25 protein-coding genes, 2 tRNA genes, 1 rRNA gene and 1 other RNA gene are annotated in these 22,974 nt (G+C 53.9%); 14 read left to right on the top strand and 15 right to left on the bottom strand.

All coding sequences use genetic code 11. From position 1 onward, the window contains the following. Nucleotides 1-37: 37 nt before the first annotated feature. Both tpiA and DESMU_RS06295 read left to right on the top strand, forming a co-directional pair. A complete protein-coding gene (tpiA, locus tag DESMU_RS06300) occupies nt 38-730 on the top strand; it encodes a triose-phosphate isomerase (RefSeq protein ID WP_013562756.1) in 693 nt (230 codons plus the stop codon). Between the two features lie 101 nt (nt 731-831). Beyond that, a tRNA-Thr gene (locus DESMU_RS06295) sits at nt 832-932 on the top strand. A 10-nt stretch (nt 933-942) separates the two neighbouring features. On the opposite strand, the gene pyk is transcribed toward DESMU_RS06295, so the two are convergent. From pyk to map, 6 genes are all read right to left on the bottom strand, one after another. Next, the gene (pyk, locus tag DESMU_RS06290) at nt 943-2,361 is read right to left on the bottom strand and encodes a pyruvate kinase (RefSeq protein ID WP_420834709.1); all 1,419 of its coding nucleotides are present in this window, start codon (nt 2,359-2,361) and stop codon (nt 943-945) included. Next, nucleotides 2,362-2,667, bottom strand: a complete 306-nt coding sequence (locus DESMU_RS06285; protein ID WP_013562754.1) for a YunC family protein — start codon at nt 2,665-2,667, stop codon at nt 2,362-2,364. A 98-nt stretch (nt 2,668-2,765) separates the two neighbouring features. Continuing rightward, nucleotides 2,766-2,884 (bottom strand): 5S ribosomal RNA (rrf, locus tag DESMU_RS06280). A 22-nt stretch (nt 2,885-2,906) separates the two neighbouring features. Then, the gene (locus DESMU_RS06275) at nt 2,907-3,191 is read right to left on the bottom strand and encodes a hypothetical protein (protein WP_013562753.1); all 285 of its coding nucleotides are present in this window, start codon (nt 3,189-3,191) and stop codon (nt 2,907-2,909) included. Between the two features lie 7 nt (nt 3,192-3,198). Beyond that, on the bottom strand, nt 3,199-4,293 hold the full coding sequence (locus DESMU_RS06270; protein WP_013562752.1) for a DUF1512 domain-containing protein: 1,095 nt from the start codon (nt 4,291-4,293) through the stop codon (nt 3,199-3,201). Nucleotides 4,294-4,517: 224 nt separating this feature from the next. Next, nucleotides 4,518-5,408 (bottom strand): type II methionyl aminopeptidase, encoded by an 891-nt coding sequence (map, locus tag DESMU_RS06265; RefSeq protein WP_013562751.1) that lies wholly within the window; start codon nt 5,406-5,408, stop codon nt 4,518-4,520. 271 nt (nt 5,409-5,679) lie between these two features. Between map and DESMU_RS06260 the strand changes: the two genes are divergently transcribed. The 3 genes from DESMU_RS06260 to DESMU_RS06250 all read left to right on the top strand — a co-directional run bounded on the left by DESMU_RS06260 (nt 5,680) and on the right by DESMU_RS06250 (nt 7,919). Beyond that, nucleotides 5,680-6,366: a metal-dependent hydrolase gene (locus DESMU_RS06260; RefSeq protein WP_013562750.1), complete on the top strand. Its 687-nt coding sequence runs from the start codon at nt 5,680-5,682 to the stop codon at nt 6,364-6,366. Between the two features lie 316 nt (nt 6,367-6,682). Next, nucleotides 6,683-7,768 (top strand): tyrosine--tRNA ligase, encoded by a 1,086-nt coding sequence (locus tag DESMU_RS06255; RefSeq protein ID WP_013562749.1) that lies wholly within the window; start codon nt 6,683-6,685, stop codon nt 7,766-7,768. Nucleotides 7,769-7,813: 45 nt separating this feature from the next. Then, a tRNA-Ala gene (locus DESMU_RS06250) sits at nt 7,814-7,919 on the top strand. Nucleotides 7,920-8,071: 152 nt separating this feature from the next. Here the strand turns inward: DESMU_RS06250 and DESMU_RS06245 are convergent. After that, entirely contained in the window at nt 8,072-8,323 is a 252-nt protein-coding gene (locus DESMU_RS06245) for an Lrp/AsnC ligand binding domain-containing protein (RefSeq protein WP_048078572.1), read from the bottom strand. Nucleotides 8,324-8,486: 163 nt separating this feature from the next. Here DESMU_RS06245 and DESMU_RS06240 point away from each other — a divergent pair, with 163 nt between their 5' ends. Beyond that, on the top strand, nt 8,487-9,038 hold the full coding sequence (locus tag DESMU_RS06240) for a DUF367 family protein (RefSeq protein ID WP_245526434.1): 552 nt from the start codon (nt 8,487-8,489) through the stop codon (nt 9,036-9,038). A gap of 6 nt (nt 9,039-9,044) precedes the next feature. On the opposite strand, the gene rnpB is transcribed toward DESMU_RS06240, so the two are convergent. Further along, nucleotides 9,045-9,363: RNase P RNA component (gene rnpB / locus DESMU_RS07005), an RNA gene on the bottom strand. 587 nt (nt 9,364-9,950) lie between these two features. Between rnpB and DESMU_RS06235 the strand changes: the two genes are divergently transcribed. Continuing rightward, the gene (locus tag DESMU_RS06235) at nt 9,951-10,214 is read left to right on the top strand and encodes a DNA-binding protein (RefSeq protein WP_013562746.1); all 264 of its coding nucleotides are present in this window, start codon (nt 9,951-9,953) and stop codon (nt 10,212-10,214) included. Here DESMU_RS06235 and rgy read toward each other — a convergent pair. After that, a complete protein-coding gene (rgy, locus tag DESMU_RS06230) occupies nt 10,198-13,833 on the bottom strand; it encodes a reverse gyrase (RefSeq protein WP_013562745.1) in 3,636 nt (1,211 codons plus the stop codon). The genes DESMU_RS06235 and rgy overlap by 17 nt on opposite strands. 181 nt (nt 13,834-14,014) lie before the next feature. Here rgy and albA point away from each other — a divergent pair, with 181 nt between their 5' ends. Together albA and DESMU_RS06220 are read left to right on the top strand one after the other, a co-directional pair. Further along, nucleotides 14,015-14,305 (top strand): DNA-binding protein Alba, encoded by a 291-nt coding sequence (albA, locus tag DESMU_RS06225; RefSeq protein ID WP_013562744.1) that lies wholly within the window; start codon nt 14,015-14,017, stop codon nt 14,303-14,305. A gap of 66 nt (nt 14,306-14,371) precedes the next feature. Further along, nucleotides 14,372-15,034: a hypothetical protein gene (locus DESMU_RS06220; RefSeq protein WP_013562743.1), complete on the top strand. Its 663-nt coding sequence runs from the start codon at nt 14,372-14,374 to the stop codon at nt 15,032-15,034. A gap of 15 nt (nt 15,035-15,049) precedes the next feature. Here DESMU_RS06220 and DESMU_RS06215 read toward each other — a convergent pair whose 3' ends face one another. Together DESMU_RS06215 and DESMU_RS06210 are read right to left on the bottom strand one after the other, a co-directional pair. Beyond that, the gene (locus DESMU_RS06215; RefSeq protein WP_013562742.1) at nt 15,050-16,735 is read right to left on the bottom strand and encodes a DEAD/DEAH box helicase; all 1,686 of its coding nucleotides are present in this window, start codon (nt 16,733-16,735) and stop codon (nt 15,050-15,052) included. Then, nucleotides 16,704-17,108, bottom strand: a complete 405-nt coding sequence (locus DESMU_RS06210; protein ID WP_013562741.1) for a hypothetical protein — start codon at nt 17,106-17,108, stop codon at nt 16,704-16,706. The genes DESMU_RS06215 and DESMU_RS06210 overlap by 32 nt, the downstream gene beginning before the upstream one ends. Before the next feature lie 161 nt (nt 17,109-17,269). Between DESMU_RS06210 and DESMU_RS06205 the strand changes: the two genes are divergently transcribed. From DESMU_RS06205 to DESMU_RS06195, 3 genes are all read left to right on the top strand, one after another. Then, nucleotides 17,270-18,079, top strand: a complete 810-nt coding sequence (locus DESMU_RS06205) for a phosphoribosyltransferase family protein (protein ID WP_048078577.1) — start codon at nt 17,270-17,272, stop codon at nt 18,077-18,079. 102 nt (nt 18,080-18,181) lie between these two features. Then, nucleotides 18,182-18,598 carry an AbrB/MazE/SpoVT family DNA-binding domain-containing protein gene (locus tag DESMU_RS06200; RefSeq protein ID WP_013562739.1) on the top strand — a complete coding sequence of 139 codons (417 nt, stop codon included), beginning with the start codon at nt 18,182-18,184 and terminating at the stop codon, nt 18,596-18,598. Nucleotides 18,599-18,614: 16 nt separating this feature from the next. Continuing rightward, a complete protein-coding gene (locus tag DESMU_RS06195) occupies nt 18,615-19,376 on the top strand; it encodes a DUF72 domain-containing protein (protein WP_013562738.1) in 762 nt (253 codons plus the stop codon). 76 nt (nt 19,377-19,452) lie between these two features. On the opposite strand, the gene DESMU_RS06190 is transcribed toward DESMU_RS06195, so the two are convergent. Further along, nucleotides 19,453-19,944: a hypothetical protein gene (locus DESMU_RS06190; RefSeq protein WP_013562737.1), complete on the bottom strand. Its 492-nt coding sequence runs from the start codon at nt 19,942-19,944 to the stop codon at nt 19,453-19,455. 913 nt (nt 19,945-20,857) lie between these two features. Between DESMU_RS06190 and DESMU_RS06185 the strand changes: the two genes are divergently transcribed. Together DESMU_RS06185 and DESMU_RS06180 are read left to right on the top strand one after the other, a co-directional pair. Continuing rightward, nucleotides 20,858-21,583: a DUF2208 domain-containing protein gene (locus tag DESMU_RS06185; RefSeq protein ID WP_013562736.1), complete on the top strand. Its 726-nt coding sequence runs from the start codon at nt 20,858-20,860 to the stop codon at nt 21,581-21,583. Continuing rightward, complete coding sequence (locus tag DESMU_RS06180; RefSeq protein ID WP_013562735.1) at nt 21,561-21,806, top strand: eL24 family ribosomal protein; 246 nt, start codon at nt 21,561-21,563, stop codon at nt 21,804-21,806. Before DESMU_RS06185 ends, DESMU_RS06180 begins: the two co-directional genes overlap by 23 nt. A gap of 144 nt (nt 21,807-21,950) precedes the next feature. Here the strand turns inward: DESMU_RS06180 and DESMU_RS06175 are convergent, their stop codons facing one another. The 3 genes from DESMU_RS06175 to DESMU_RS06165 are packed head-to-tail and all read right to left on the bottom strand — an operon-like array spanning nt 21,951 to nt 22,867. Next, the gene (locus DESMU_RS06175; protein ID WP_013562734.1) at nt 21,951-22,133 is read right to left on the bottom strand and encodes a hypothetical protein; all 183 of its coding nucleotides are present in this window, start codon (nt 22,131-22,133) and stop codon (nt 21,951-21,953) included. Between the two features lie 7 nt (nt 22,134-22,140). Next, nucleotides 22,141-22,362 carry a hypothetical protein gene (locus DESMU_RS06170; protein ID WP_013562733.1) on the bottom strand — a complete coding sequence of 74 codons (222 nt, stop codon included), beginning with the start codon at nt 22,360-22,362 and terminating at the stop codon, nt 22,141-22,143. Beyond that, nucleotides 22,331-22,867 (bottom strand): HIT family protein, encoded by a 537-nt coding sequence (locus DESMU_RS06165; protein ID WP_013562732.1) that lies wholly within the window; start codon nt 22,865-22,867, stop codon nt 22,331-22,333. The genes DESMU_RS06170 and DESMU_RS06165 overlap by 32 nt, the downstream gene beginning before the upstream one ends. Nucleotides 22,868-22,974 lie beyond the last annotated feature (107 nt).

The following is a 22,974-nucleotide window of genomic DNA, read 5'->3' as shown; positions in this document are numbered from 1 at the left end:
AGCACAGCTACCACAGAGAGGAAAAGGGGTTGAAGACATGGTTAAGCCAATACTAGCAGTGAACTTTAAAGCATACTACCCGCATAGCTTCGGTGGAAACGCCTATAGGATAGCCCTCGACGCTGTCAGAGTCTGGAGGGAGACAGGGGTAGAAGTAATACTGGCCCCGCCCTTCACAGAGCTGAGGAGGATCCTTGAAGCCGTGAGTGGAACCGAGGTCAAGGTATACGCGCAGCACGCGGACCCCGTTGAACCCGGGGCCGTCACAGGCTTCATCCCTCTTGAAGGGTTAAAGGACGCAGGGATCCATGGCGTGATACTCAACCACAGTGAGCACAAGCTCAGGGTCTCAGAGGTAAACTACCTGGTTAAGAAGGCTAAGAGCCTCGGGTTGAAGACACTTGTATGCGCCGACACACCTGAGACAGGTGCAGCCGTAGCCGTGTTGGAGCCCGACATGGTTGCCGTGGAGCCACCCGAGCTAATAGGTACGGGTGTAAGCGTTAGCAGGGCTAAACCGGAGGTAGTGACGAATAGTGTGAACATGATTAGGAGGGTTAACGAGAAGGTGACCGTGTTGACTGGTGCAGGTATCTCCAACGGTGAAGACGCATACATGGCGGTTAAGCTTGGAACAATGGGTGTCCTAGTGGCATCCGGAATAGTTAAGGCGAAAGACCCCTATCAAGTCATGAAGGATATGGCTGAGGGCATGTTGAAGGCCCTATAGCTTTTTCCTCTAGGCGACCTCGGCTGGCGTGTGGAACCCGTTCTCGGGCAGGAGGTGTTCAGCTTTATAACGCTTCACACGTGATATACTCTAAACCAGGTGCCGCCGTAGCTCAGCCCGGTGGAGCGCCGGCCTCGTATCGGCTCGGTAACCGGAGTCGCTGGTCAGCCGGTGGACGCGGGTTCAAATCCCGCCGGCGGCTTCCCACGGCGTCACTGTAGCTGGCTAATCCTGATCTCATGCATGTTATCCCGTGGCTTAGCGTATGTTTCAACCACTATGTCGCCCGGCCTCACATGTCCTTTGCCAACCAGTGTTTCAAGCAGTTTCCTCACGCCTCTCTCATACTCGTCTTCCCCGCTGATCAACCGCGACATGTCAACTATGTTCAACCCGTATCTCAACGAGAGCTTCTCGGCAAGCAGTTTGTCGCCGACTCCAACATAGATCCTTATCTGCGGCCGGTACTTTGAGAGCAGGGTCGGCATGCGGCCCGACCTACTGTAGCCCACTATGACGCCTCCAAGGCTCTCTGCGAGCAATACTAGTCCCTGCACGTATTTATCCAGTAGATCCCTGGCCTCGATGCTACTCCTGTACTCTGACACCAGGGCGGTGGAGAGACTGGACTCGGCTGCGTCAATTATCTTCCTAGCCCACTTAACTACTTCGACAGGGTACTTGCCGACGGCTGTCTCATTAGTGAATAAGACGGCGTCGACGAGATCCTTTACAGAGTTGTAGAGATCAACCACGTCACTCCTGCTGGGCCTCGGGTTCTCAATCATGGATTCAAGCACTTCCGTTGCAACTATCACAACCCTACCCTGCCTCACAGCCTCCCTGACTATCCTCTCCTGTATCAATGGGAGCTCTTCCAGGGGGAAGTGCAGCCCTAGGTCTCCGCGTGCAACCATAACACCGTCCACCAGCCTTATGATCTCACCCATATTGTTGAAGCCGCTCCTCGTCTCTATTTTCGCTATGAGCCCCGGCACCCATCCATGCTTAGCCAGTATATCCCTAGCTACCTCGACATCCCTCTGCCTCCTCACATAGCTCAAGGCCACGAAGCTGGCTTTGACCTCACTGGAGAACTTGAAAACCCTCCTATCAGTTTCACTGGGGAATAATACATCGTACTCCTTGCCCTCCACGACCACCTTCTTCCTGGGCTTCACGACTCCTTCATTCAACGCCAGGGCCTCGACGAATCCCTCGCCCACCTCGCTGACGCGGAACGATACCTCGCCGTCACCGTAGAGTATGGTGTCGCCTATGGAGGCTGCACTGTAGAATTCCCGTGCCGGGACAACGATGTGCTTCCCTTCCTTAGCATCCGGGTCCATTGAGAACAATACTTTATCGCCGCGAACCACCTTGAACTCCTGGAAGTCGCCGCTCCTAACCTGGGGTCCCGGAGTATCCAGTATAAGTGGGATCGCCTGGTCGAGCTCCGAGGACACCTCCCTCACTATCTTCACGTACTCCAGCCAATCGGCTTCATCGCCGTGGGCGCAATTGATCCTGAAGCCCGCTGCACCCTCCCTAACCATCTTCTTAACTACATCGTGATCCCGGCTACTGGGCCCCAGGGTAGCTATTATTTTAACCTTGACCAATCCATCCACCTAGAGCTTGTCGACAACCTCTACTAGTTTAACACCCTTTAGAAGCCCCTGCTCCCTGGCCTTGACTGTGGCGTCAGATATCTCCTTCCCAAGCATGTCTTCAACGCTTCTAACCCCTGAGACCTTGACGGCGGCCACCCCTAGTCTCTCAGCCGCCTGAATGTCTAGTAGGCCGCACATTGCGAACCCTTTCTCACCAATCAAGATTACCGCGGGCGGACTGTTAGGTAAGGAAACCTCGATCCCGGTTAACGTCTTACCGCCTACGACGATCTTTTTCACCCTGACGAGCTCCGAGGACTCCATGGTGAAGCATGCACCCGGGTTCCAGTCTACGAGAGCCCAGTTATCTCCACACCGGCTTAAATACACGGATGCCTTGACACGGGTAGAGGAGCGGTGCCCGATCCCAGCTCAGAACGGCTGCGAGGCCTCTCGGACCTCACGGCCGTTCTGACGTGGCCGGCTTAACTTCCGGGTTCGAAACGAGACCGGGTGTTGCCCGGCCACTATGGCCGGGTCGGGCACCGTAGTCCCATAATCTATTACTGGGGTTTTAAAACCTTACTCTTCTCGACAGCGTAGATACCCGTGATCTTCGTTGCACCACCACACTTAGGGCACTTGCCTTTCTCAAGCCCTATGAAGTCCCCTGCCTCGAAGTCCCTTTCAATCCTGTAGCCGCAGCTTGTGCATTTAAGCAGAACCCTGGTTACATACTCCTCTCTCTGAGGCTTCCTGGGGCGGGACTCAAGGTAGAGGTAGACTATTAGGGCTACCACTATTGCGAGCATCAATATATTGTATAGTGTGTTAGGGTCTAGGTTCACGGCTGCCTCACCCAGGTATCCCCATGGTGTTCCCTATCCCAGCCACTATTATTGTTGAATACGGCTTAGTATGCTCCTCCATGATTTTCTCAAGATACTTCAGTGTTGTCTCAGCGCTTTCAAAGATCTCCTTACGCATAACCGTTATGGCTTCACGTAAATCCATCTTAACTATGAGCGCCCTCAAGGGGATCCCGTGCTTTGAGGCAGCCCTCTCTATAGCTATCTTCTCCGGGCCCGGGTCACCTATCGCTGCGCCAACACCCTCGGCAATCGAGCCCGTTGACTCCCCCTCAAGCTTCAATGCCGCGTCAACCGTGATTATGAGGTCTACCCCACCGTTCAACTCGTCGACAAGCCTGCTTATAACGGCTCCTGGATGCCCTACATTGCTGCCGGGTCCCTCGGCTTTCACGACGAATATCCTCCTATCCTTATACCATAGCTCCGTGATAGACGTGTCCTCGAGCACCCTTGTCGAGACCTTCTTACCTGACTCTATGAGCCTGTATGCTACCAGCGGTCCAACACCGTCGCCTATGGGTTTCCCCGTTGTGAAGGCGTCGAGGGCTTCATGATACGTGTTCACATACTTCAATATCTGGGGCATCTGTAACTGTAGCTGCATTATCAGTATCCAGTTGTTCTCTTTTTCACCAGTCAACAAGTAGTGTCTTACAACCTTGTAGATCATGTGGAGTACTCCAACTATTGAGAGCGTTGTCTCCACGAGGCTTCTCTCATACTTCCCCACGTGCGGCAGGCTTGACTCAACCATCTTCCTGACGGTTGTATCGGTTGTCCGGATCAAGTGATCCATTCTCTTTATTATGTCTATCGGCTCCACTTCAACGGGCTCTATAGTGAAGAACTCTATCACCCTGTCCACAAGCACCTCAGGTGTCTGGAGACCCAGGTTCCTTAACATGTTCTTCGCCCTCTGCTTATCCTCCTCCACGATGCTGCTGATCAAGCCGAGCTTCATACGTATATCAGTGATCCATATCTTCATCTGGATCTTCTGGTTAAGCCCGGTTACAATCAGGAAGAAGAGTATGAGCCAGATCACCTGTATTATGAGCGAGGTCGTATCCCCATCCATCGCGCATCCACTCCACTATAGAGGGCACCGGGGTCCAGGCTGCATCCACATGTAGACAAGCCTGAACCAGGCTCCACCCCGCCCAGCTCCCCGGGTATGGAGGCAACCTTCATCGACGCAGGGCTGCCACATATAATCACTCAATGAATTCAAGGGCTGGAGGAGTTTATAAGTTTCTTGCTCCCCGGCTAGCCGGGGTGATCACCCCCGTGATAAGGCCGGCTTCAAATAGTGGTCACTATGACGTCGCTCTGGGTCACTATGAACGTGTGCTCGAACTGCGACACCAATCCCCCGGACCTCTCAACCAGCACCGGGTACTCGTGGAGCACCCCGGCCTTAGCCATGAAGCGTACTGCCATCTGGGGGTTACCAGTGTACTTCAACAGCCATCTCTCGGCAAATGGGAGCGTCCTCCTCTCATTGAATACTTTCTCGTAGACCTCTACGACACCAGGGGGTAGCCTGGCCTTCTTCCTTTTAAGTGAATATATCGTAACGCTCCTCCCCTCTGACACAAGGCCGACGCCTGTTGAGGCGAATGGCTCCACAGCGTACACGCCGGGTCCCAGCCTCCATCCAGCGAAGAAGTCGTTGTAATTCGGTATGCTGAGCCCCGAGTGTATCACGTACTGGTCTATGCTGTGCCCGCTGAGGTTTCTCACGGGGTTGAACCCCCTCGACTTAATCGTCTCCTCTATGATCCTCCCTATCTCGCTCGCCTTGACCCCGGGCTTCACGAATTCGACAACTCTTTCCAACGCGCGTTGCGATGCCTCAACAAGCCCTTCGTAAGCCGGGTTGAATGAAACAGTTGTCGCTGTGTCAGCTATGTAGCCGTCGACATGCACACCTAGATCAATCTTCACAATAGATCCGTCAGGTATAATGCTGCTGTCACCGGGTGGAGGAGTATAGTGGGCTGCAACATGGTTGACCCCTATGTTCACTGGGAAAGCCGGCTCGCCGCCAAGCTCCCTTATCCTGCCCTCAACGCGCTCGGCTACCTCAAGGAGACTCATACCCGGCTTCACTAGTTTAGCAGCCTCCTCCCTTACAACTCTCGCTATCCATCCAGCCCGCTTCAGCTTGGAGACCGCGTCATCCGAGAGCATGCCCAGCCACCGGGCGTCAATGAACCCCGGTTGAATGGCGATCACTTAGATCACTTATTAACACTGCGTTGACCCTCCACCCTAAAGGACGAGGCTCTCGACTGCGAACCCGGAACAGATGCGGGAAGCAGTGAGCCGTAGCCGACTTTACATGATTTTTCTTCCTCTATGAGTATCGCCTTAACTCTTTTTCCATGTAGTTTCTTCAGAGGCCGGCAGGATATATAGCCCTCGATCAATAGAGATATCTTGTGGAGCCCGGTGACCCGGCATGGGTGTAATCAAGTACCTCGGCCACAGCTTCTTCGAGATAACTCTCACAGGCCTAGACGGTGCCGTTAAAAACATATTGATCGACCCCTGGGTTGAAAACCCGTTGAGCCCGGTGAAGGTGGGCGATTACAGGGATAGGAGGATAGACTACGTGATCGTCACGCATGATCACGGAGACCACATGGGGAACGCCATAGAGTTGGCGAAGGCCACGGGGGCCACGTTGATCGGCATATACGAGACAGCATTATACGCTGAGGAAAGAGGCGTGAAAGCAGTGGGCGGAAACATTGGCGGAGCACTTAAGATAAGTGATGTAGAAGTAGTGTTAACGCCTGCAACACACAGCAGTACAAGGGGCTCGCCCACCGGTGTGATCGTACATGGGAGAGACCTAACAGTGTACCATGCAGGCGACACCGGGCTGTTCAGCGAGATGGCCCTGATAGGTGAGCTCTACAGACCCGACGTAGCCATGCTACCCATAGGAGGACACTTCACGATGGGTATACGTGAAGCCGTTAAAGCCGTGGAGTTAATCAAGCCCAAGATAGCTATACCAATGCACTACAATACATTCCCACTGATACAGGCCGACCCAGAGGAGTTCAAGAGACTCGTCGAAGCCAAGACAGGGGTTAAAGTAGTGGTGTTAAAGCCCGGTGGAACCCTCACATACCCATAGTTTTTCACCCATTGCAATCAAGCACCAGGGAGCCACTGCCTTTTGAAGCGGTGGGAAGGCCAGAAGGGATATAAGGGTATACACCACGATAGTTCTAGGTGACAGCCCCGCTCCCACCTAGAGGAGCTTGTGGGAGGAGAGCCGTTGGCCTCGATGACCACAAGTGTTAGGGGTGGGGGACACTCCTCACATGTATGCAGCCATACCCGGGTCCCCTACCACTCTGCTCAAAGCCCTCGCCGCGGGCTCCATGGTAGTGTTTTTATCCTGCTTCACTGCTAGATATACTCATTGCTTGAAACCGCATGGTGATCCCATGGACATAGATGTAAAGGTCGGCCTCGCCGCACGGAACACGGTTGAAGTTGTAACAGTCGAGGAGCTCAGGAAAGTCTTCGAGGAGAAGCCCAGGCCCCGGGGATACATAGGGTTCGAGCCCAGTGGACTCGTACATGTAGGATGGCTTGTCTGGATGTTCAAGGTCAGGGATCTCGTTAAAGCCGGCGTGGACTTCCACATTCTCGAAGCAACCTGGCACGCCTACATAAATGACAAGCTGGGCGGGGACATGGAGTTGATTCGCAAGGCGGCGAGGTACACGAGGATAGTGTTGGACGCCATAGGGGTTCCTGAGTCCAGTGTGAAATACATTGATGCAGAGGAGTTGGCGAGCGATAAGGACTACTGGGCGACACTGCTGAGGGCGGCGAAGCACACGAGCCTTGCAAGGGTTAGGAGAGCACTCACGATAATGGGGCGTAGGATGGATGAGGGGGAGACAGACTTCTCTAAGCTGATATATCCCTTGATGCAGGTAACCGACATATTCTACCTGGACCTCGACATAGCTTTAGGGGGAATGGATCAAAGGAAAGCACACATGTTGACCAGGGACATAGCGGAGAGGCTTGGACGCAGGAAACCCGTGGCAATTCACACCCCGATAATAACAGGGCTGCAGGGACCCGGCGAGAGAATGGGTGGCGGAGAATATGATGAAGTGGCAGCCAGTGTGAAGATGAGTAAGAGTAAGCCTGAGACCGCTGTATTCGTGCACGACAGCCCTGAAGCCGTTGAAGCCAAAATCCTTAAAGCCTACTGTCCCCCGCGAACGGTGGAATTCAACCCTATAGTGGAGATCAACAAGTACCTCCTGTTCCAGCAGGAGGGCTTCAAGCTAGTAGTGGAGAGACCTGAGAAATACGGGGGAACCATCATCGTTGAAAACTACGCTGACCTGGAGAAAATGTATGTGAACGGCGAGATCCACCCATTAGACTTGAAGAAGGCTACAGCCAACGCGTTAAACAAGCTCCTAGACCCCATAAGGAGACGTATAGAAAGTGATCCAGAAGCACGTGGAGTACTTGAGGAGCTTTCGAAGGCGAAAATCACAAGGTAGCGTCAAACCTTTAAAACCCGGCTATCAATCACAGTGAATAATGGTGGGCCGGTAGCTCAGCCTGGAAGAGCGCCGCCCTTGCATGGCCTCTCCAGGCTTCACCGAGGTCGAGGAAAGGCGGAGGTCCCGGGTTCAAGTCCCGGCCGGTCCACTAATCCTCCCATACCTTATTACGACTGGAAGCCTCACCCTTTAGGGCGGGAGGAGGTCAGAGCAAGGCAGGGTGAATCATGGAGGCATCGATAGGCACGAGGCCTCTCCCTAAATCTTAAAAAAAGAAATGGGATAAGCGTGAAGAAGCGGCTACTGCCTCACCTTCTCCTCCACGATTATCATTGTGACGGTTGTCCTTATGTCAGGGTACTTCCTTATCTTGTTGGTGACTATCTCCCTTATCTTCTCAAGGGCCTCCGCCTCGATCTTCAGGACTATGTCGTAGGTTCCATACACTACGTAGGCCTCCTTCACCTCGGGTATCTTAAAGAGTTCGTCAAGGACCTTGGCCTCCGCGCCTATCTCCGTCTGAATGAGGATTATGGCCGATGACTTCGCCATTGCCATCCCCATGTTATTATTGTGTCCACAGGAATAATAAATGTTACCACGAACAGATGCGGGGAACCGGTGATCCGCCCTAAGGGAACCCTCGCCCCTTTAGGGCGGGGAGGGGGTCAGTCAATGCGGGATATTAAGGGTGGAACCACCTACTAGTGATCCCGTGGCCGGGGTACGTGGGGGAGGCGGCCTTTTGAACATACATGTCTACGTGTTGCTGCACCGTGAGGACGACCCCTTGAAGAACACTGCGGTGAAGATGGTTAGAATGGGGTTAGCCACACTAGTCGACGCTAGGAGGCTTAGAGCCAGGCCAGTGGTCCTGAACCCCTACTCCCAGGAATACCTTGGCCCATGGCTACGTGACACAGTATTGCAGCAGGGAATCCTAGTGGTTGACGCGAGCTGGAGGAGGCTCAGCCCCTCAAGGTTCACAGGTATAAGGGGCCTCCATGTGAAGCTGCCTCCACTACTACCAGGCAACCCTGTCAACTACGGTAAGCCCTGCATACTTTCAAGCATAGAGGCTGTTGCAGCATCACTCTACATAACAGGCTTCCACGAGGAGTACTCAAGGCTGCTCGGCCTCTATAAGTGGATGAAGACCTTCCACGAGCTCAACAAGGAGCTCCTCGACGCATACTCGAAGAGTAAAACCCCCGGTGAGCTGGAATCAGCGATCTCAGAGTTTTGGCCCGCCAGCCCTCCATGCTGATACAGCGCGGCCGGGCCGTAACCCGCATTCTGTTCACCCCACATTTGTCTATGCGGCCCACACCGGTCGCGTGGCCCTCACACCGGGACCGGGCCTTGCACCATGCGGGACGGCCGTTTCAACGCCTCCACCACCGTCCTCAACGGCTTGGCAACCCCGTCACCGGGGCTCGGCCGTCTTCACCGCCATCCAGTGGTGGCCGTACCGTTTCTGTGCCGTAGCCACGGGGACTGCCCGTGCCCCTTACGGGGCCGCACTGCCACGGGGTGTGCGGAGTTTCCTCACCCCGTCACAGTTCCGGGGCGTGAGTGGGGCGCCCGGCCGCGTATCAAACTCTAGTGTAAACCCCTTATAAACACCGTGGAGGGGTCTCCACCGGCAGCCCAGGGGTGGAACCAAAGGTTTCAATAGACTGCCGGCTTATAAACCCTGAATAGAACACCCCCACCCCTCCCCTTCCACTGGAATCCCGGATCCCATGTTCCATTTCCAATAAACCATTACGAGTTTCCATGATTGATCAAAGCTATTATACAAATAAATCATTATACAAACTGACTTAAGCAATTACTCCTCTCTCAGGAGGCAATGAAGAATCAATAAAATTTATTTCCAGTTGAAGCAAAGGGGTGGGGGACTGGTAGGAGGGGTTTCACTTGAACACCACCCCCGGAACCCTTGGTTCCAGGGGTGGGATGAACATGGGATCGCTTGAGACGGCTTGGACTCCACTCGCAATCATACCCTGGAACAAATGGTTCATGATGGATCAACAATACGGGTCCACTTGCACTCCACCCGTGGAACAAATGGTTCTACCCCTTTGCTTCTTATGGAGGCGTGGACAGTGAGGCTACTGTGAAAGCTTATATATCTTTCTCATGTGATAAGCTCCTATGTAGGGTGAATGATGTGAGTTCTGAGCGAGTCCTGAATGTGGGTAGGAAATCTCTCGACGACTACATTGTAGAGGTTATCCTAATGTTCCAGGAGGGGAGTGAAAGAGTAGTGTTGAAAGGGGTGGGTCCCTACATAAGTAGGGCGGTAGACCTCTACAACGCCCTTGTCTCGCGAATGGGGGACAGCGTCGAACTCGTTAAAGTCGGCATCGGCAGCGAGAGGATCAAGGGGAGGATGAAGCCCTTTATAGCGATAGAGATCAGGAAGAAATACTAGTGGCGCCTTCAACAGGCTTCCCCCATATATTCAGCCTGGAGCACACCTCGGTTAACAGTGTGCGCGCGTCAACCTCCCCCTTCCCGATTCTATCTATGGACTCCTCCAGCCTCCTAGTGGTTTCAACAGAGACCAGGTCCGGGTACCTTGACACCAGGTATTCGTAGACCTCCATGCCCCTCTTCGTTGGAATAAGCTTCAACCTCTTCTTTGAGGCTATGACATAGCCATGCCTCCTCACGTTCTCTATTATCTTGGAATAAGTGCTCGGCCTCCCGAGGCCGAGCTGCTTCATCAATGAGACCAGCTCGCCCTCCGTGTAGAGCGGTATCCTACTGGAGTCAGCGATCACCACGTCCTCGACGCTTACATCAAGGGATTCCACGTCATCAAGCTCACTGTGCACCTTCACCTTCTCGAACAGGTTGAAGCCGTCTTCAACTATCCTGGTCAGTAGTTCCACCTCTCCTAGCTTCAAGCCATCATAGTAGACTGCGAAGGTGGATTTAACCGATTTAAACGGCTTCATCTGGCTTGAGATGAACCGTTTGAATATCATGTCGTAGAGCCTCAGGTGTAGCCCGGTTAAAGGTATGACGACGTTGACCAATCCCTCGGCTATGGCCTTGAGGAGGTCGTCGACATCGTAGGGGTGGACAGGCCTTATGGCTTCATGTGTTCCCTGGGATCCCCAGTGGCTTGGCCTGGCCACCCTGCTGAAACCCTTCTCCTCCATGTACTTTACTGCCACGCTTATCCCGGTGTTGCTCACGTAATGGCTGTCCGTCCTATGGTATGTTATGAGCCCGGCTTCGAAGAGCTGCTGCGCGATCATCATTGCTGTCCCAGCTGGGAGGCCGAGCCTGGCTGCGTCAGCCAGTAGCTCGTCGGTCGTGTAGGGTGGCTTAGGGGAGACGACTACCTCCTCCCTCCTGGTTCTAACGAGTTTAAGCACCCTGGCATCCTTCAGCTTGCTGGGTAGCTCCGAGCCCTTGTCCACGAGGATGGTGAAGACGGTGTTCAACGGGGCTCCAAGCTTGAAGCTGACTCTCTTACACCTGTTCCTAAGGAAGCTCCTGTATCTCTCAATGACTAATCCGAGCACAGGGGTCTGAACCCGGCCTGCTCCAAGGAACCTTAATCCATGCATGGATTGCAACTCCTGGCTGAGCTTGAAGCCGATGAGCCTGTCGAGAACCCTCCTGTAGACTTCTCCTTCGACAAGCAGCGTGTTGATGCCTCTCTTACTGCCCAGTGCCTTCAGGAACTCCTGCACTGTTATCTCATGTAGCTCTATCCTCCATATTTTCTCATTATAGTATTTGACGGCTAGGTACACGTCGTAAGCTATCTTCTCCCCCTCTATATCCGGGTCGGTTGCTATGTAGACCTCATCTACTTCACCAGCGATCTTCCTTAAAGCAGCTACAACGGTTTTCGAATCCGTGAAAACCCTGCTACCGCAGCGAGGACACGTCTCCCCGCTTGTGAACTGGGTGCCGCACAGCCTACACCTCTTTATAGACTCGTACACCGGGCTGACGCCCCCCTCATTGATGAGGACCCCGTAGTATCCCTCGTTATCCGTCGTGAGGTCGAATATGTGGCCTCTGGTCGGCATTATGTTTAAGTGGACTATTTCATCCCCCAGTTTCACCGGGATCTCGTAGACCGATACATCCCCCAGCCTCCTAGCCACAGGCTTCCCGAAGAACCTCGCTATGGTCTTAGCCTTGGTGGGCGACTCGACGACTACCAGGATAGACCTGTACTTGAGGCCGTTGGATGCGCCCCCTCCCCTCCTAGTCGATGCAATGAGCTCTAATTCATGCTCGAGGTTCACGCCTCTTAGATCCGTGAAGCCCAGCTCCCTGTTGATGGCTTTGAGCCTGGCTTCAAGACCCCTCACCGTGTTAGCCAGTGGCTCGTACTCGACTACTATGGATAATCCATGCGTCATCCTCAACCCGTAGAGCCTGCTCGTCCTCCCACTGGCCTGTATATAGGTCATTACATCCGGTATCAATGCCAGGTAGTCGCCGTCCACGGAGACAAGTGTTATAGACCCCATTTCCACGACGTGCCTTTCATCCAGGATTGATTTAACCTTAGCAAGGGTCTCAGCGTAATAGTTCTTTATCTCAGGATACCTGGAGGAGAGCCTTTCACTGGATGAAAGGGTTTCCTCAGGTATCTTCCCTGAGAGGGCTAGCTTAACCAGCCTCAGTTCGCCTGGCGACAGCGTGTAGACCAGTCTCCTCAGGTCGGCTGCCTTGCCGCGGGCACCGGGGTCCCCGGCTAGGTTCGCTATCTCGAGGAGTGCACGTATCATCATGTTGGGGTTGGCTAGGAGTGCTTCAAGCTTCACTGCGAATACAGGGGACCCTATGAAAACCACGTATCTTATGGCTTCAGGCGCGTCGATGCCTCTGACGCTTGAGCCATAGTAGCTTGCGGAGCCAACGAGGAGGTCGAGGTCTCCTTTAACAAGCTTCATGACGTTGCCTGGGGTGGCCTCCCCTATCCTGTACCCTTTGCTGGAAAGAGTCTTCAACACGTTTCCAAGGATTTCCTCGAGCTCTTTCTTGAAGGGGTGGCGTGGCGCCACATATATTAGTCCACCGGGGCCGAGGCGCTCTATGAGCTCGGCGACGCCTCTGCCTGAATCCCCTTGTTTAATGAGGAGGTAGCTGTCTGTCACGTCTCTCCCGTAGATTGTTACCCCTGAGATATCCACGTGGAGGAGCTCCTTTAGAACCCTGCTCATTAAACCCTTCATTCGCCCCGTCGCCGAGGCCACTATGAACTGGCTCCGCGGGGTCTCAGCCAGTTTTTTCTCCAGCTCTGAGTCCACCTCTATATACTCCTTCACGGCCTCAGCGTACTTCTCCTCGCTGTTGAAGGCCCGGTTAACCATCAGCCTCCACATTAAGCTTATCCTTTTCTTGGCGAGCTCAACGACTTCATCCGTGTATCCCAGGATCCTTAGTAGCCGCACTATGTTCTTCTCGCTTCTAACAATGCTGTCAACATCGTCAGCTATAACGACGTCTGGTTTAACCGGTAGGAGGAGATCGGTTTTCCTTGAGAGGAAGCTATTGGTTACAACGAGGATCCTGTAGTCTCCCTGCTTGATCCTGGCGAGTGCCTCCTCCCTTTTCTTTTTTCCGGCTGACGAGTCATACATTAGTATCATGGAGTCGGCTAAACCGATCCTTGAGGCTGCGTCAAGGATCCTCCTGTAGACCTGTGTGAGAAGCACCCGGGTCGGCGCAATGTAGACAACCCTCTTCCCCCTCCTCGCAGCGTAAAGGGAGTAGACTATTAGCAGTGTTGTCTTACCCATGCCGGTGGGAGCTATGAGGACGGTGTTCTCGCCGGACACCAGTCTCTTAGACCATATCCTCTGTGCACCCCATATACTCAGCCCGTTCGTGGCCTTACTGAAGAAACCTGAGAAATCATCGAGGTCGCCTGCCACTATGTCTCTGAGTACGGGTGTCAGACTGCTCCTGGAGCACTTTTTACACGAGCCGTAAAGCTCTAGTTCGCTGGCGGAGACGTCTCCACCGCAAACCGGGCAGAAACCCTTGTATAAAGGGTCCACGGATCTCAGCAATTCAAATCCCTCGCTAGATCAATGGCTCCCCGCGTAACGGTTTAAAAGAGGAGGGGCTTGTAATACGGTTCCATGGATCCCGTTGCCTATCATTATGCAAACGAAAAGTTTTTATAGAACCTCCCTAATCTCAGATTCCGGTATAAAACCACGAGGAAACCTAGTGGAAGAGGTGGAATAAATGTCTCAGCCCCAAAGCGCAAACACCGTACTAGTAGGTAAGAAGCCTGTAATGAACTACGTGATAGCTGTACTAACCCTGGTACACCAGGGCGTGAAAGAAGTCTACATCAAGGCACGCGGCAGAGCCATAAGCAAGGCCGTCGACACAGTGGAGATAGTGAAGAACAGGTTCCTGCCTGGAAAGGTCGACGTGGACGAGATAAAGATAGGCAGCCAGACAGTGACCAACCCACAGGGAAGGGAGTCCAGGGTCAGCATCATCGAGATAAAGATAAAGGTAAAGGAGTAGGCAAGCCAGTATTTTTAAACCAGTTTCCCCACCCATTGTTGCCGGCCCGCTGAACCGGTTGAAACCATGCCGAGGCTTCTCTCAGGCTCCATCATCCTGGAGCCCGCGGGGCTCTCTCTAAGCAACCATGTCAAGCTCCTCGAGGCCCTCCAGGGGTATGTTGACAGGGTCGGCGTCCTCTACAAGCCTGGCGTTGTGAACGTGTTGCTCAACGGCGTGGTACTCGCCGTGGCTCTCCCACCCTACGCTGAGATCATAGCCGGGTTGAACCGGGAGCACAGCGGTCTAAACGAGTTGATCAGCGGCCTAGCCGGTAGAGCATACGTTGCCGCCAGGGATGCATGGCTGGACTACGCTGAGATCCCTGTGGACGCCCTTGTCTCCGGGCTGAGGGCACTGCTTGATAGGGGCAGGGTATGCGTGAGAAGGCTCTGCATCACTGTAGAGGAGGCCGGGGTTGAATGCGGGAAGGTGGTTGTGGCCGATGAGAGACTAATATATGTGGCCGGGCTCCTGGGCCATGCCTCGGCACGCCTAGCCCCATGGGTTCCAGGGAGGCACAGGGAGGGATACCTGTACTGTGAAACCAGTGGGGGGCTCACACCCCTGGTCACCGCGTCGGGAACCGGTGAAGCCTCATTCATCAAGGTGGTGTTGCCGAAGGGCCTCGACGATGTATTCCAGTGGATTATTGTCGAGCTACTGCTCGAGGAGTTCGCCGGCGCCTAGCCGCGGTGACCCGGTTTACTCGCCTTCCCCACTGTTCATCATCTCGTCGAAACCCATGTTCTTACGCTTCCTCGCCTGGTATTCCTCACTGGTTTTCTCGAGGATTATCTCGTAGAGGACTGCCTCTTTACCGCCTGGCTTCGGCCTCAGCAGCCTCCCTAGCCTCTGTATGAACTGGCGTCTGGAACCCGTGCCCGAGACCATGATGCCCACGTTGGCGTCAGGTATGTCGAGGCCCTCGTCTCCAACGGTGGTGACTACCAGTATCCCTTTATCCGTGTTCTTGAACTCCTCGAGGATGCGCTTCCTCTCCTCCGTGGGGATCTCACCTGTTAAGAGGTAGGCGTTCAACCTCTCACTTATCTCCCTGGCTTGATCCACGTACTGTGTGAACACTATTATCTTACCGCCCTTCTCCAGCTCGCTCCTAGCTATCTCAACCGCCTTATCGATCTTAGCCTTCGCCCTGGCAAGGATGCTCCTCATCTGGCTGTGTACTCTGAGCGCTTCCCTCGCCCTTGGGTCGGTTCTCGCGTCTTCAACCACCTGCTTGAAATCCCTTGATCCAGCGAGAGCCCAGTACTTCCGCCTCAACTCCTCATACGCTTTACGCTCCTCACCGCTGAGCCTTGTTTTCACCGTGACAACCCTGTAGCGTGCCAGGTAGCCCATCGACACTAGGTCGTTGGGCGTCTTATAGTATACTACTCCGCCAAGCAGCGGGAAGAGCTCCTCATGCCTCCCATCCTCCCTGAAGGGGGTGGCGGAGAGCCCCATCCTATACCTTGCTATGCTGTGCACGGCTATGTGCCTGAACTTCTCGGCGGGCAGGTGGTGTACCTCGTCTATTATCAGCATGTCGAAGAAAGGCGACAGAGTGTTTATCTGGCGGAACCCGCTCTGATAGGTCGTTATAGTGACTGGTGCAGGCCTCTTCTCCTCGCTGTGTATAAGGCCTATCATCGACGGCTCAATATTAGTGTACTTGAGTATAGCATCCCTCCACTGCATCATCTGCTCCTTCGTGTAAACCACTATGAGGCTACGGACACCGGTCTCAACGAGGGCTGCAACCCCTATAAGCGTCTTACCGGAGCCCGTTGGCAACGCTATGACCCCGCGGTGCTTGTTCTCAACCCACTTACCCAGGGCCTCCCGCTGGTAATCCCTTAAATCCACATTCCTAAGCTCAGGCTTCACTTGAAGCGTCTTCGGCCGGGTGAGCCCAGCCGGATCGCTCACCGGTATCCCGAGTCTTTCAAGGTCTCTTACAAGTAGATCCAGGTTCAAGGGTGGGATCCTGTAGGTTGACGTGTCAGGTGTCTCGGAGCTCTTTCTCGCCCCCACAAGGGAGAGGACGTTCTTCAACCCCGTGTAAAGGGTTTTAGGCATGTGGAGCATGATGAATCCTTCCACGCTATCCCACTCTAATGTAACCGAGTACTTGTTGAACGCGTTTCTCAAGTCATCGATGGAGCCCTCGACCTCGGCCTCCAGCTCCATGAGTAGGTTTAAAGCATCCTCGACGCCGTACCCGTTTCTCAGGGACTTCTCCACATTGAGCGTGAACACCCGGTAGCCATCCCTGTAACCATTGTAGTCAGCTATCTTGAGGAGCTCCTTGAACTCGCTTTCCTCAAGCCACCTCTTAACCTTGAACACAACCATGTTAATCGCCTCCGAGTAAGAGTACTTCCTCATACTCCACGGGCTCCACGTCCACGGCTACTAGCTTATCCCTGCAGGTCATATAGTAGACCCCGACCGCTGTGCCGGGGCCAGCGTAGAACTCCACGCTTCCCCGGCGGCTCCTAACCGTTGACGCGTAGCCCAGTAGCTTGACTACATATTCGTCGACCACGGTGTCCGGGCTCACCTCCACGGATACCCCTGTAAGCTCGGCTAGGAAGCCGTCTCCAAGACTCTTTAAATGTATGTATATGCACACCTTTCTCTCACCACAAACCCCGCAGGCCCTCAGGTACTCGTAGCCGAGTGCCACGGCATCCTCTAGGGGTCTTAAAAGGTGCTCGGTGCTCGCGATGGATGAGAGCTTTCCATCGAACTCCAGCAAGGCTGTTCATCCACCGTGCAGGGGTCGTCGCGTGGGTTTTACATCACCGGTGTTCAGTTCTTAAAACCCTCTTCATCCCTCGCGTCTCACTATATTTTTATATCCTTATTTAAAAATGATGGTGTAGTATTGTGATCCATGACTCAGGGACGGTGACCCATGTGTTTAGGGTTAGAGGAGGCAGGGTACTGGTCGTCAAGAAGCCCAGTGAAGCTGAGGTGAAGGCTTTCGCTCAGAGATTAATGGAGACCCACTCGAGGAGCAAGGCTGATAGAACGAAGATGAGGCTCATGGCCAGCGAGATACTCAGGCTCCTGAAGCCGAGTCTCTCATACAGGGATCTCTACGAGATAACCGGTATACCTGAATCCGTCCTCTGCAGGTATGCCAGGGGCTCCATAATACCGAGCTTTGAGCAGGCGGCCCAGATACTCTCCAGGATAGCCCTATCAATAGATTTAAGCTACCTGCTCAGGGATCTAGTGGAGAAGGAGAAGAGCCCCATAATAGACCTGCTGAGGGTTCTCAAAGACCCCTATGTAGCCCGGCTCCTCTCAATAATACTGGTGCTCGAGTTAACGGGTAAAGAGGTATCCAAGATCATAGCTACCGCTGAAGCAGTCCTGCCACTAGCCACCATGCTGTCACTCGAGTTCAACGCCCCCATAATCCTGGTTAAGAGGAAGAGCTACCCTGGTGTACAGTACTATAGCACGTCGTTCATGAAGAGCCCTAAGGATGTTGAGACACTCTACCTCGACAGGGATCTCTTGAGTAGGAGGGACAAGGTCCTCGTGCTCTCGGATGTGGTTTACTCCGGTAGAACCCTGGAGGCCGTTCTCGAATTACTCTCCAAGTCCAGGGCTGAGATAACGGATATAATAGTGGTGCTGGGTTTAGGCGACATGTGGCGGGAGAGGCTCGAGGAATACAATGTGAAAGTACTCACCGTGATACCGTTCACCATCTAGGGATCCCGCACATCGGGGTCAGCGTGATGAAAAATATATGTGGGATTTAAAAAGGTATATTTACAAACATGTAATTATGCGGACGCAGCGTGGTGACCCTGAATGCCGGCCACCATAGAGGAAACGGTTAAGGTGGATCAGAAAGGCAGGATAACGATACCGATAGCGGTAAGAGAGCTCTTCGACATAAGGGAAGGCATGTACCTGTTAATGATAGCTGACAAGGAGGCACGGGAGATAAAACTGGTGCCGCTGCCAGTGGCCGCCAAGCTGGCTAAGCTGAAGCTACTGGTCGAGGACAGGACGGGAGTCCTCGCCGAGTTAACGAGGTTCATAGCAGGCTACAACGTTGACATAGTGTCGACGAAGTGCGTTGTATTGAAGCGAGAGGAGCTCGGCGAATGCGAGATGATAGTGGACATAAGTAAAACAGGGTGGGCCGATCCCTCAGTGATAGTGGGAGAGCTCAGGAAGCTGGAGCCAGTGAAAAACGTGGAGCTAGTGCAGCTAAGCGTGTAGGCGCCGGGAGCCAGCGATGATTAGAGTCGGGTGCTGCGGGTTCCCGGTCTCCAGGAAACGCTATGTTGAAGAGTTAAGCGTGGTCGAGCTACAGAACACTTTTTACGACCTACCTTCAAGAGAGTGGTGTAGGAGCCTCCGGGGGTCCCTCCCCAGCGGCTTCGAGATAACTGTTAAAGCATGGCAGGTTGTAACACACCCCTCTACGTCGCCCACCTGGAGGAAAATGAAGAGTAAGCTTAAAGGGGACCCAGCCAACTACGGGTTCCTTAAGCATACAAGGGAGAACGTGGAGGCATTCATGGAGGTCGTGGACAGGGCGAGGATACTCGGAGCCAGGATAATAGTCCTCCAGACACCGCCCAGCATGCCCTGCACACCCCTGAGCCTCGAGAGCGCCGAGGGCTTCCTTAAGGAGGTGCTTGGAAACATTGGTGAAGGCATAATGATTGGATGGGAGCCTAGAGGAGAGTGCTCTGAGAGGAAGGAGGTAGTTGAGCTGCTTGGGAAATACGGCTTGATACACGTAGTGGACCCGTTTAAAAGGAAGCCTGCTTCAACCCCTAACGGCGTAGCCTACCTCAGGCTGCATGGGAGAGGAGCCGGTGAGACAAACTACAGGTACAAGTATAGTGACAGTGATCTAGAGGAGCTCTACGCGATAATAGAGGGGATTGGCTCAAGCGAGACATACGTGTTGTTCAACAATGTATACATGTTCGACGACGCCGTTAGGTTCAAAAGACTCCTCGCCTCCAGAGGCGTTAAGGTAGCCTAGTGATGAACGCCCTATCCAGGTGACCGTGTGCAGCGGGATGAGCATTAACGAACCCTGTCTGATGAAGCCTCCGGGGTCAGCCCCGGGGTGCGGCAGCCCCCGGTAGGCTGGCGATATCCGCCAATCTCCCACGCAGCTCCTCCTCAAGGCCCTGGAGGCCCGTTGGCTCCACGCACTTCCTCATAGCGCTTCCAGGCGGGGGCTTCACATATGGATTTACACTGCCCCACACCACCTTGACCACGGCCATGCCTCGCCTACCCTTCCTAACGTAGAGGAAGCCGCTTCCCGTGTTCAACACCGTGTCCCCGGCTACTGCTTCAGAGGGGAGGAGAACCCAGGCCTCAACACAGATCCTCCTGGTTAACATAGACGAGGACTTCAACGCGTTGAAGAGCATGCTTAAAGCGTCACCGGGGTCCCTGAGACGCATCCTCTGAACCACCCTCAGAGTATCCGGTGAAAGTATACGTGTAGCAAACCCCATGCTTCTAAGATGCTTCTCCAGCTTCGCAAGCCTCCCCGGCTCACACAGGACGTCGACCAGCACGCTGAGAGACCCCTCCATACCCAGCCCCCCCAAGTTTAGTTCAGACGGGGATAACCTCATCAATGAATCAGGGAGAGACTCCTCATCACCAAGCTCTACACCACGATCATTCCCACCCCTCCTTATATTCATTCACACCCAGGGCCCCTGCCTCGCACAGAGCCCACGGGCCACAGCCTCAGGATTACAGGCAGCCGCCGTATCCAACAGCCAACAGTACGGGACCCACCCAGCTCACAAATATCCACTACTGGAACACCACCAACAGCCCCGTCGCGACAACACCTTGAGCTAGGCGGCCACGGAAGATGTGCCGAGCAGGCTGACAGGCGCCAGCCCGGGGTGGCGGGATCTCCATGTTTAATCCATGTAGGAACCATCGGTGTAGGAGGTTTCCGCGGGGTTTGCTTCAACGCGGGGTTTAGGGGAGCCGGCTCTAGGTCTTCTTCATAACCTTGCCAGGGGCGGAGTTGTGAAGAAATCGATCTACATATACCGGGTGGCAAAGAGGGGTAAAGAAGGACCGCGTGTCTCCGGGGGATAAGTGGTGTTTGATATCTTGTGCAGCATCTATGCTCCATTCATGTCCCTATTCGTTTTTGAATGGAAGAGGGGAGCCCCCTGACGCTGCAGCCCTTGCACACTTAGGGCTGCAGGAACCCCAGGGATCCCTGCATAGGCTTCCATGTCTTCGGGGTTCATCTACGTGTTCAATGGTGTCTCGGGCTGGGGCTTGGTGTTGCTTTGTTGATGCCTAGTGTGTGAGCCGGTGTTTTCCGCTTGTTTTTAATGTGGTGTCAGAAACACGGACCTTCTTCACGTCTCCGTGAAGTGGCGATTCATCATCTGCTATAACTTAATGTTGACTAGGAGTTATTAAGGGTTCGAGCCGTAGGTATTGTGAGGTGGTATGTGAAAGGGGTGTAGTGGTGTGTCCAGTCCGTTTTCAAGGAGGACAACGATACTGGTGCAGGCTGTCTCCATATTGTTGTTCGCGCTTGTCTCAGCGGTGGTGCCTCAGTACGCCTTCGTAATATTCCTACTATACTTCATAGTCTTCATGGTGCTCGCCATGAAGGCTACGGCTAGATCCATGAAGGTTCCCCCCAGGAGCGAGCTGGGCTCCCCGATCTTCAAGGAGCCGAATGCTGTCCAAGCAATGTTGACGGATAAGATGCTGCAGGCCGAGATGGGCAGGCAGATGAAGCTCATGTTCCTGAATCTCTCCATGGTCTTCCTAGTGTTCATACTGCTCCCAGTGTACAGTGAATACATATGGCCCTTCATCGCTGAGAGAACAGGGCTCACGGAGAGCAACCTCCTAGACAACTTCGTAAGGTACCTGGGCATGTACATGTTCTTCATAGGCGTTATGCAGGGCTCCAGATACCTGTTGATGCGCGGGCAGCAACCGGTGCAACCAGTGTTCTCGGCGAGATCCTTCGCCGTGTACAGGAAGGGGGTTGTACTGGATGAGAGGCAGTTCATACAGTTCACGCAGGACGTGTGCTTCAACGCCGAGCAGGAGAGGAAGTTCGTGGAGCTCAGGAACTCTAAGAGCAAGGCAACCCTTACAAGGCTCTACACGCTTGAAGTCGGGAGGCTCGTTGAAAAGCTGCGGGAGGCTGGTCTAGGTGAGTGCCAGCCGCAGGCATAGATGCGTGGTCTGCGGGAGGGTTTTCCCAGAGGGGCAGGGCATAGTTGTAGTGAAGGATGGTTTAACCCTGGAGTTCCATAGCTCTAGATGCGCCTCCAAGTTCCTCAGGGCGCTAGCCGAGAGAATGCCTGCCGACGAGTTCCTGCCCTACGCTAGGAAGCTTATAGACGAGTTCAACGAGTTGAACGAGCAGAGGGAGAAAGCCAGGGCGAAGAAAATATAGTTGGGTATCGGCTAAACCCTGCCCTCATCACTCCATCAGTGATCGAGGGCCACCTCATCCTGAAACCGGTTGAAGCAAGAGTTTATCCATCCATGTAGGCCTCCCGCCTCGAGAGGCCTCAGTCCGCGGTAATTTCTTCATCCCCTAGTGGTCGCTTGGGGGCAAGTGGTCCTCATCGGGACTCATCCAGGGATCCCTGTTTAAATGATTCGCGTTCACCCTCTGCATGGCAGTCATTGCCGTGGGGTAGCCCCTCACCTTAGTCTCAGTGCCTGCACCGTATTTAAATACTTCAACTGTCTTGAAAGGCTGGTATGCTTCAAGCACTATCCAGTTAACACCTCGCCTTATCCCCCACCCTCCTCCTCACGTTCTCCAATGCTTCATCGGTTAACCCTATTTCGCCAAGTATTTCCAGCGCCCTGTGGAGGGCTTCTTCATCGCTATACGCCTCCACGTTGACGAGTATGTTTGTTCCTTTAACACAGATCCTGTAGCGCTGGGTACCCAGGGACCCGTATTTTTCAACTATCACTAGATCCCTCGTGGATACCATTTGATCCCCCCGTTATCTCTGTGAGGGCCTTCCTAAGCATCGAGTATGATTCCTGGAGGCTTACGGGGAGGGTTTTAGCCCCGGCTATTACACCCATGAAGTTCGTGTCACCGACCCAGCGGGGCACCACGTGGACGTGTACGTGCCCCGGTACACCTGCCCCTGCAACCCTACCTATGTTAACCCCTATGTTGAATCCATCCGGGTTAAACGCCTTCCTAATAACCCTCATGGAGAGTTTGACCAGCTGCATTATCTCGAGTAGTTCTTCATCGCTCAAATCCTCCAGGCTGCCTACATGCCTGTAGGGTGCCACCATTACATGCCCTGAGTTATAGGGGTATGCGTTTAGGACTATGAAGGAGTGTCTCCCACGGTGGAGGATCAAGGCCTCCTCATCCACCGCTGTCTTCAGCCTGCAGAAGAGGCATTCCCCGCTCTTCTCATCCCCGGTGCTGAACCGCCTTATGTACTCGTATCTCCATGGGTTCCAGAGGATCCTCATATCTGAGACCCGGCTGCACATGGCTCCCGGTGACACTGTATTACGGGTTGAGGATAAAATGCTTGTTTTTTTACCCCGGGTCCACTGTATTCAGGCTCCTGGTAGAC

The sequence above is a fragment of the Desulfurococcus mucosus DSM 2162 genome, assembly GCF_000186365.1.
GTDB classification, from domain to species: Archaea; Thermoproteota; Thermoprotei_A; order Sulfolobales; family Desulfurococcaceae; genus Desulfurococcus; species Desulfurococcus mucosus.
The sequence above is the reverse complement of the archived record's forward strand: the minus strand, read 5'-3'. Positions and strand labels throughout refer to the sequence as shown.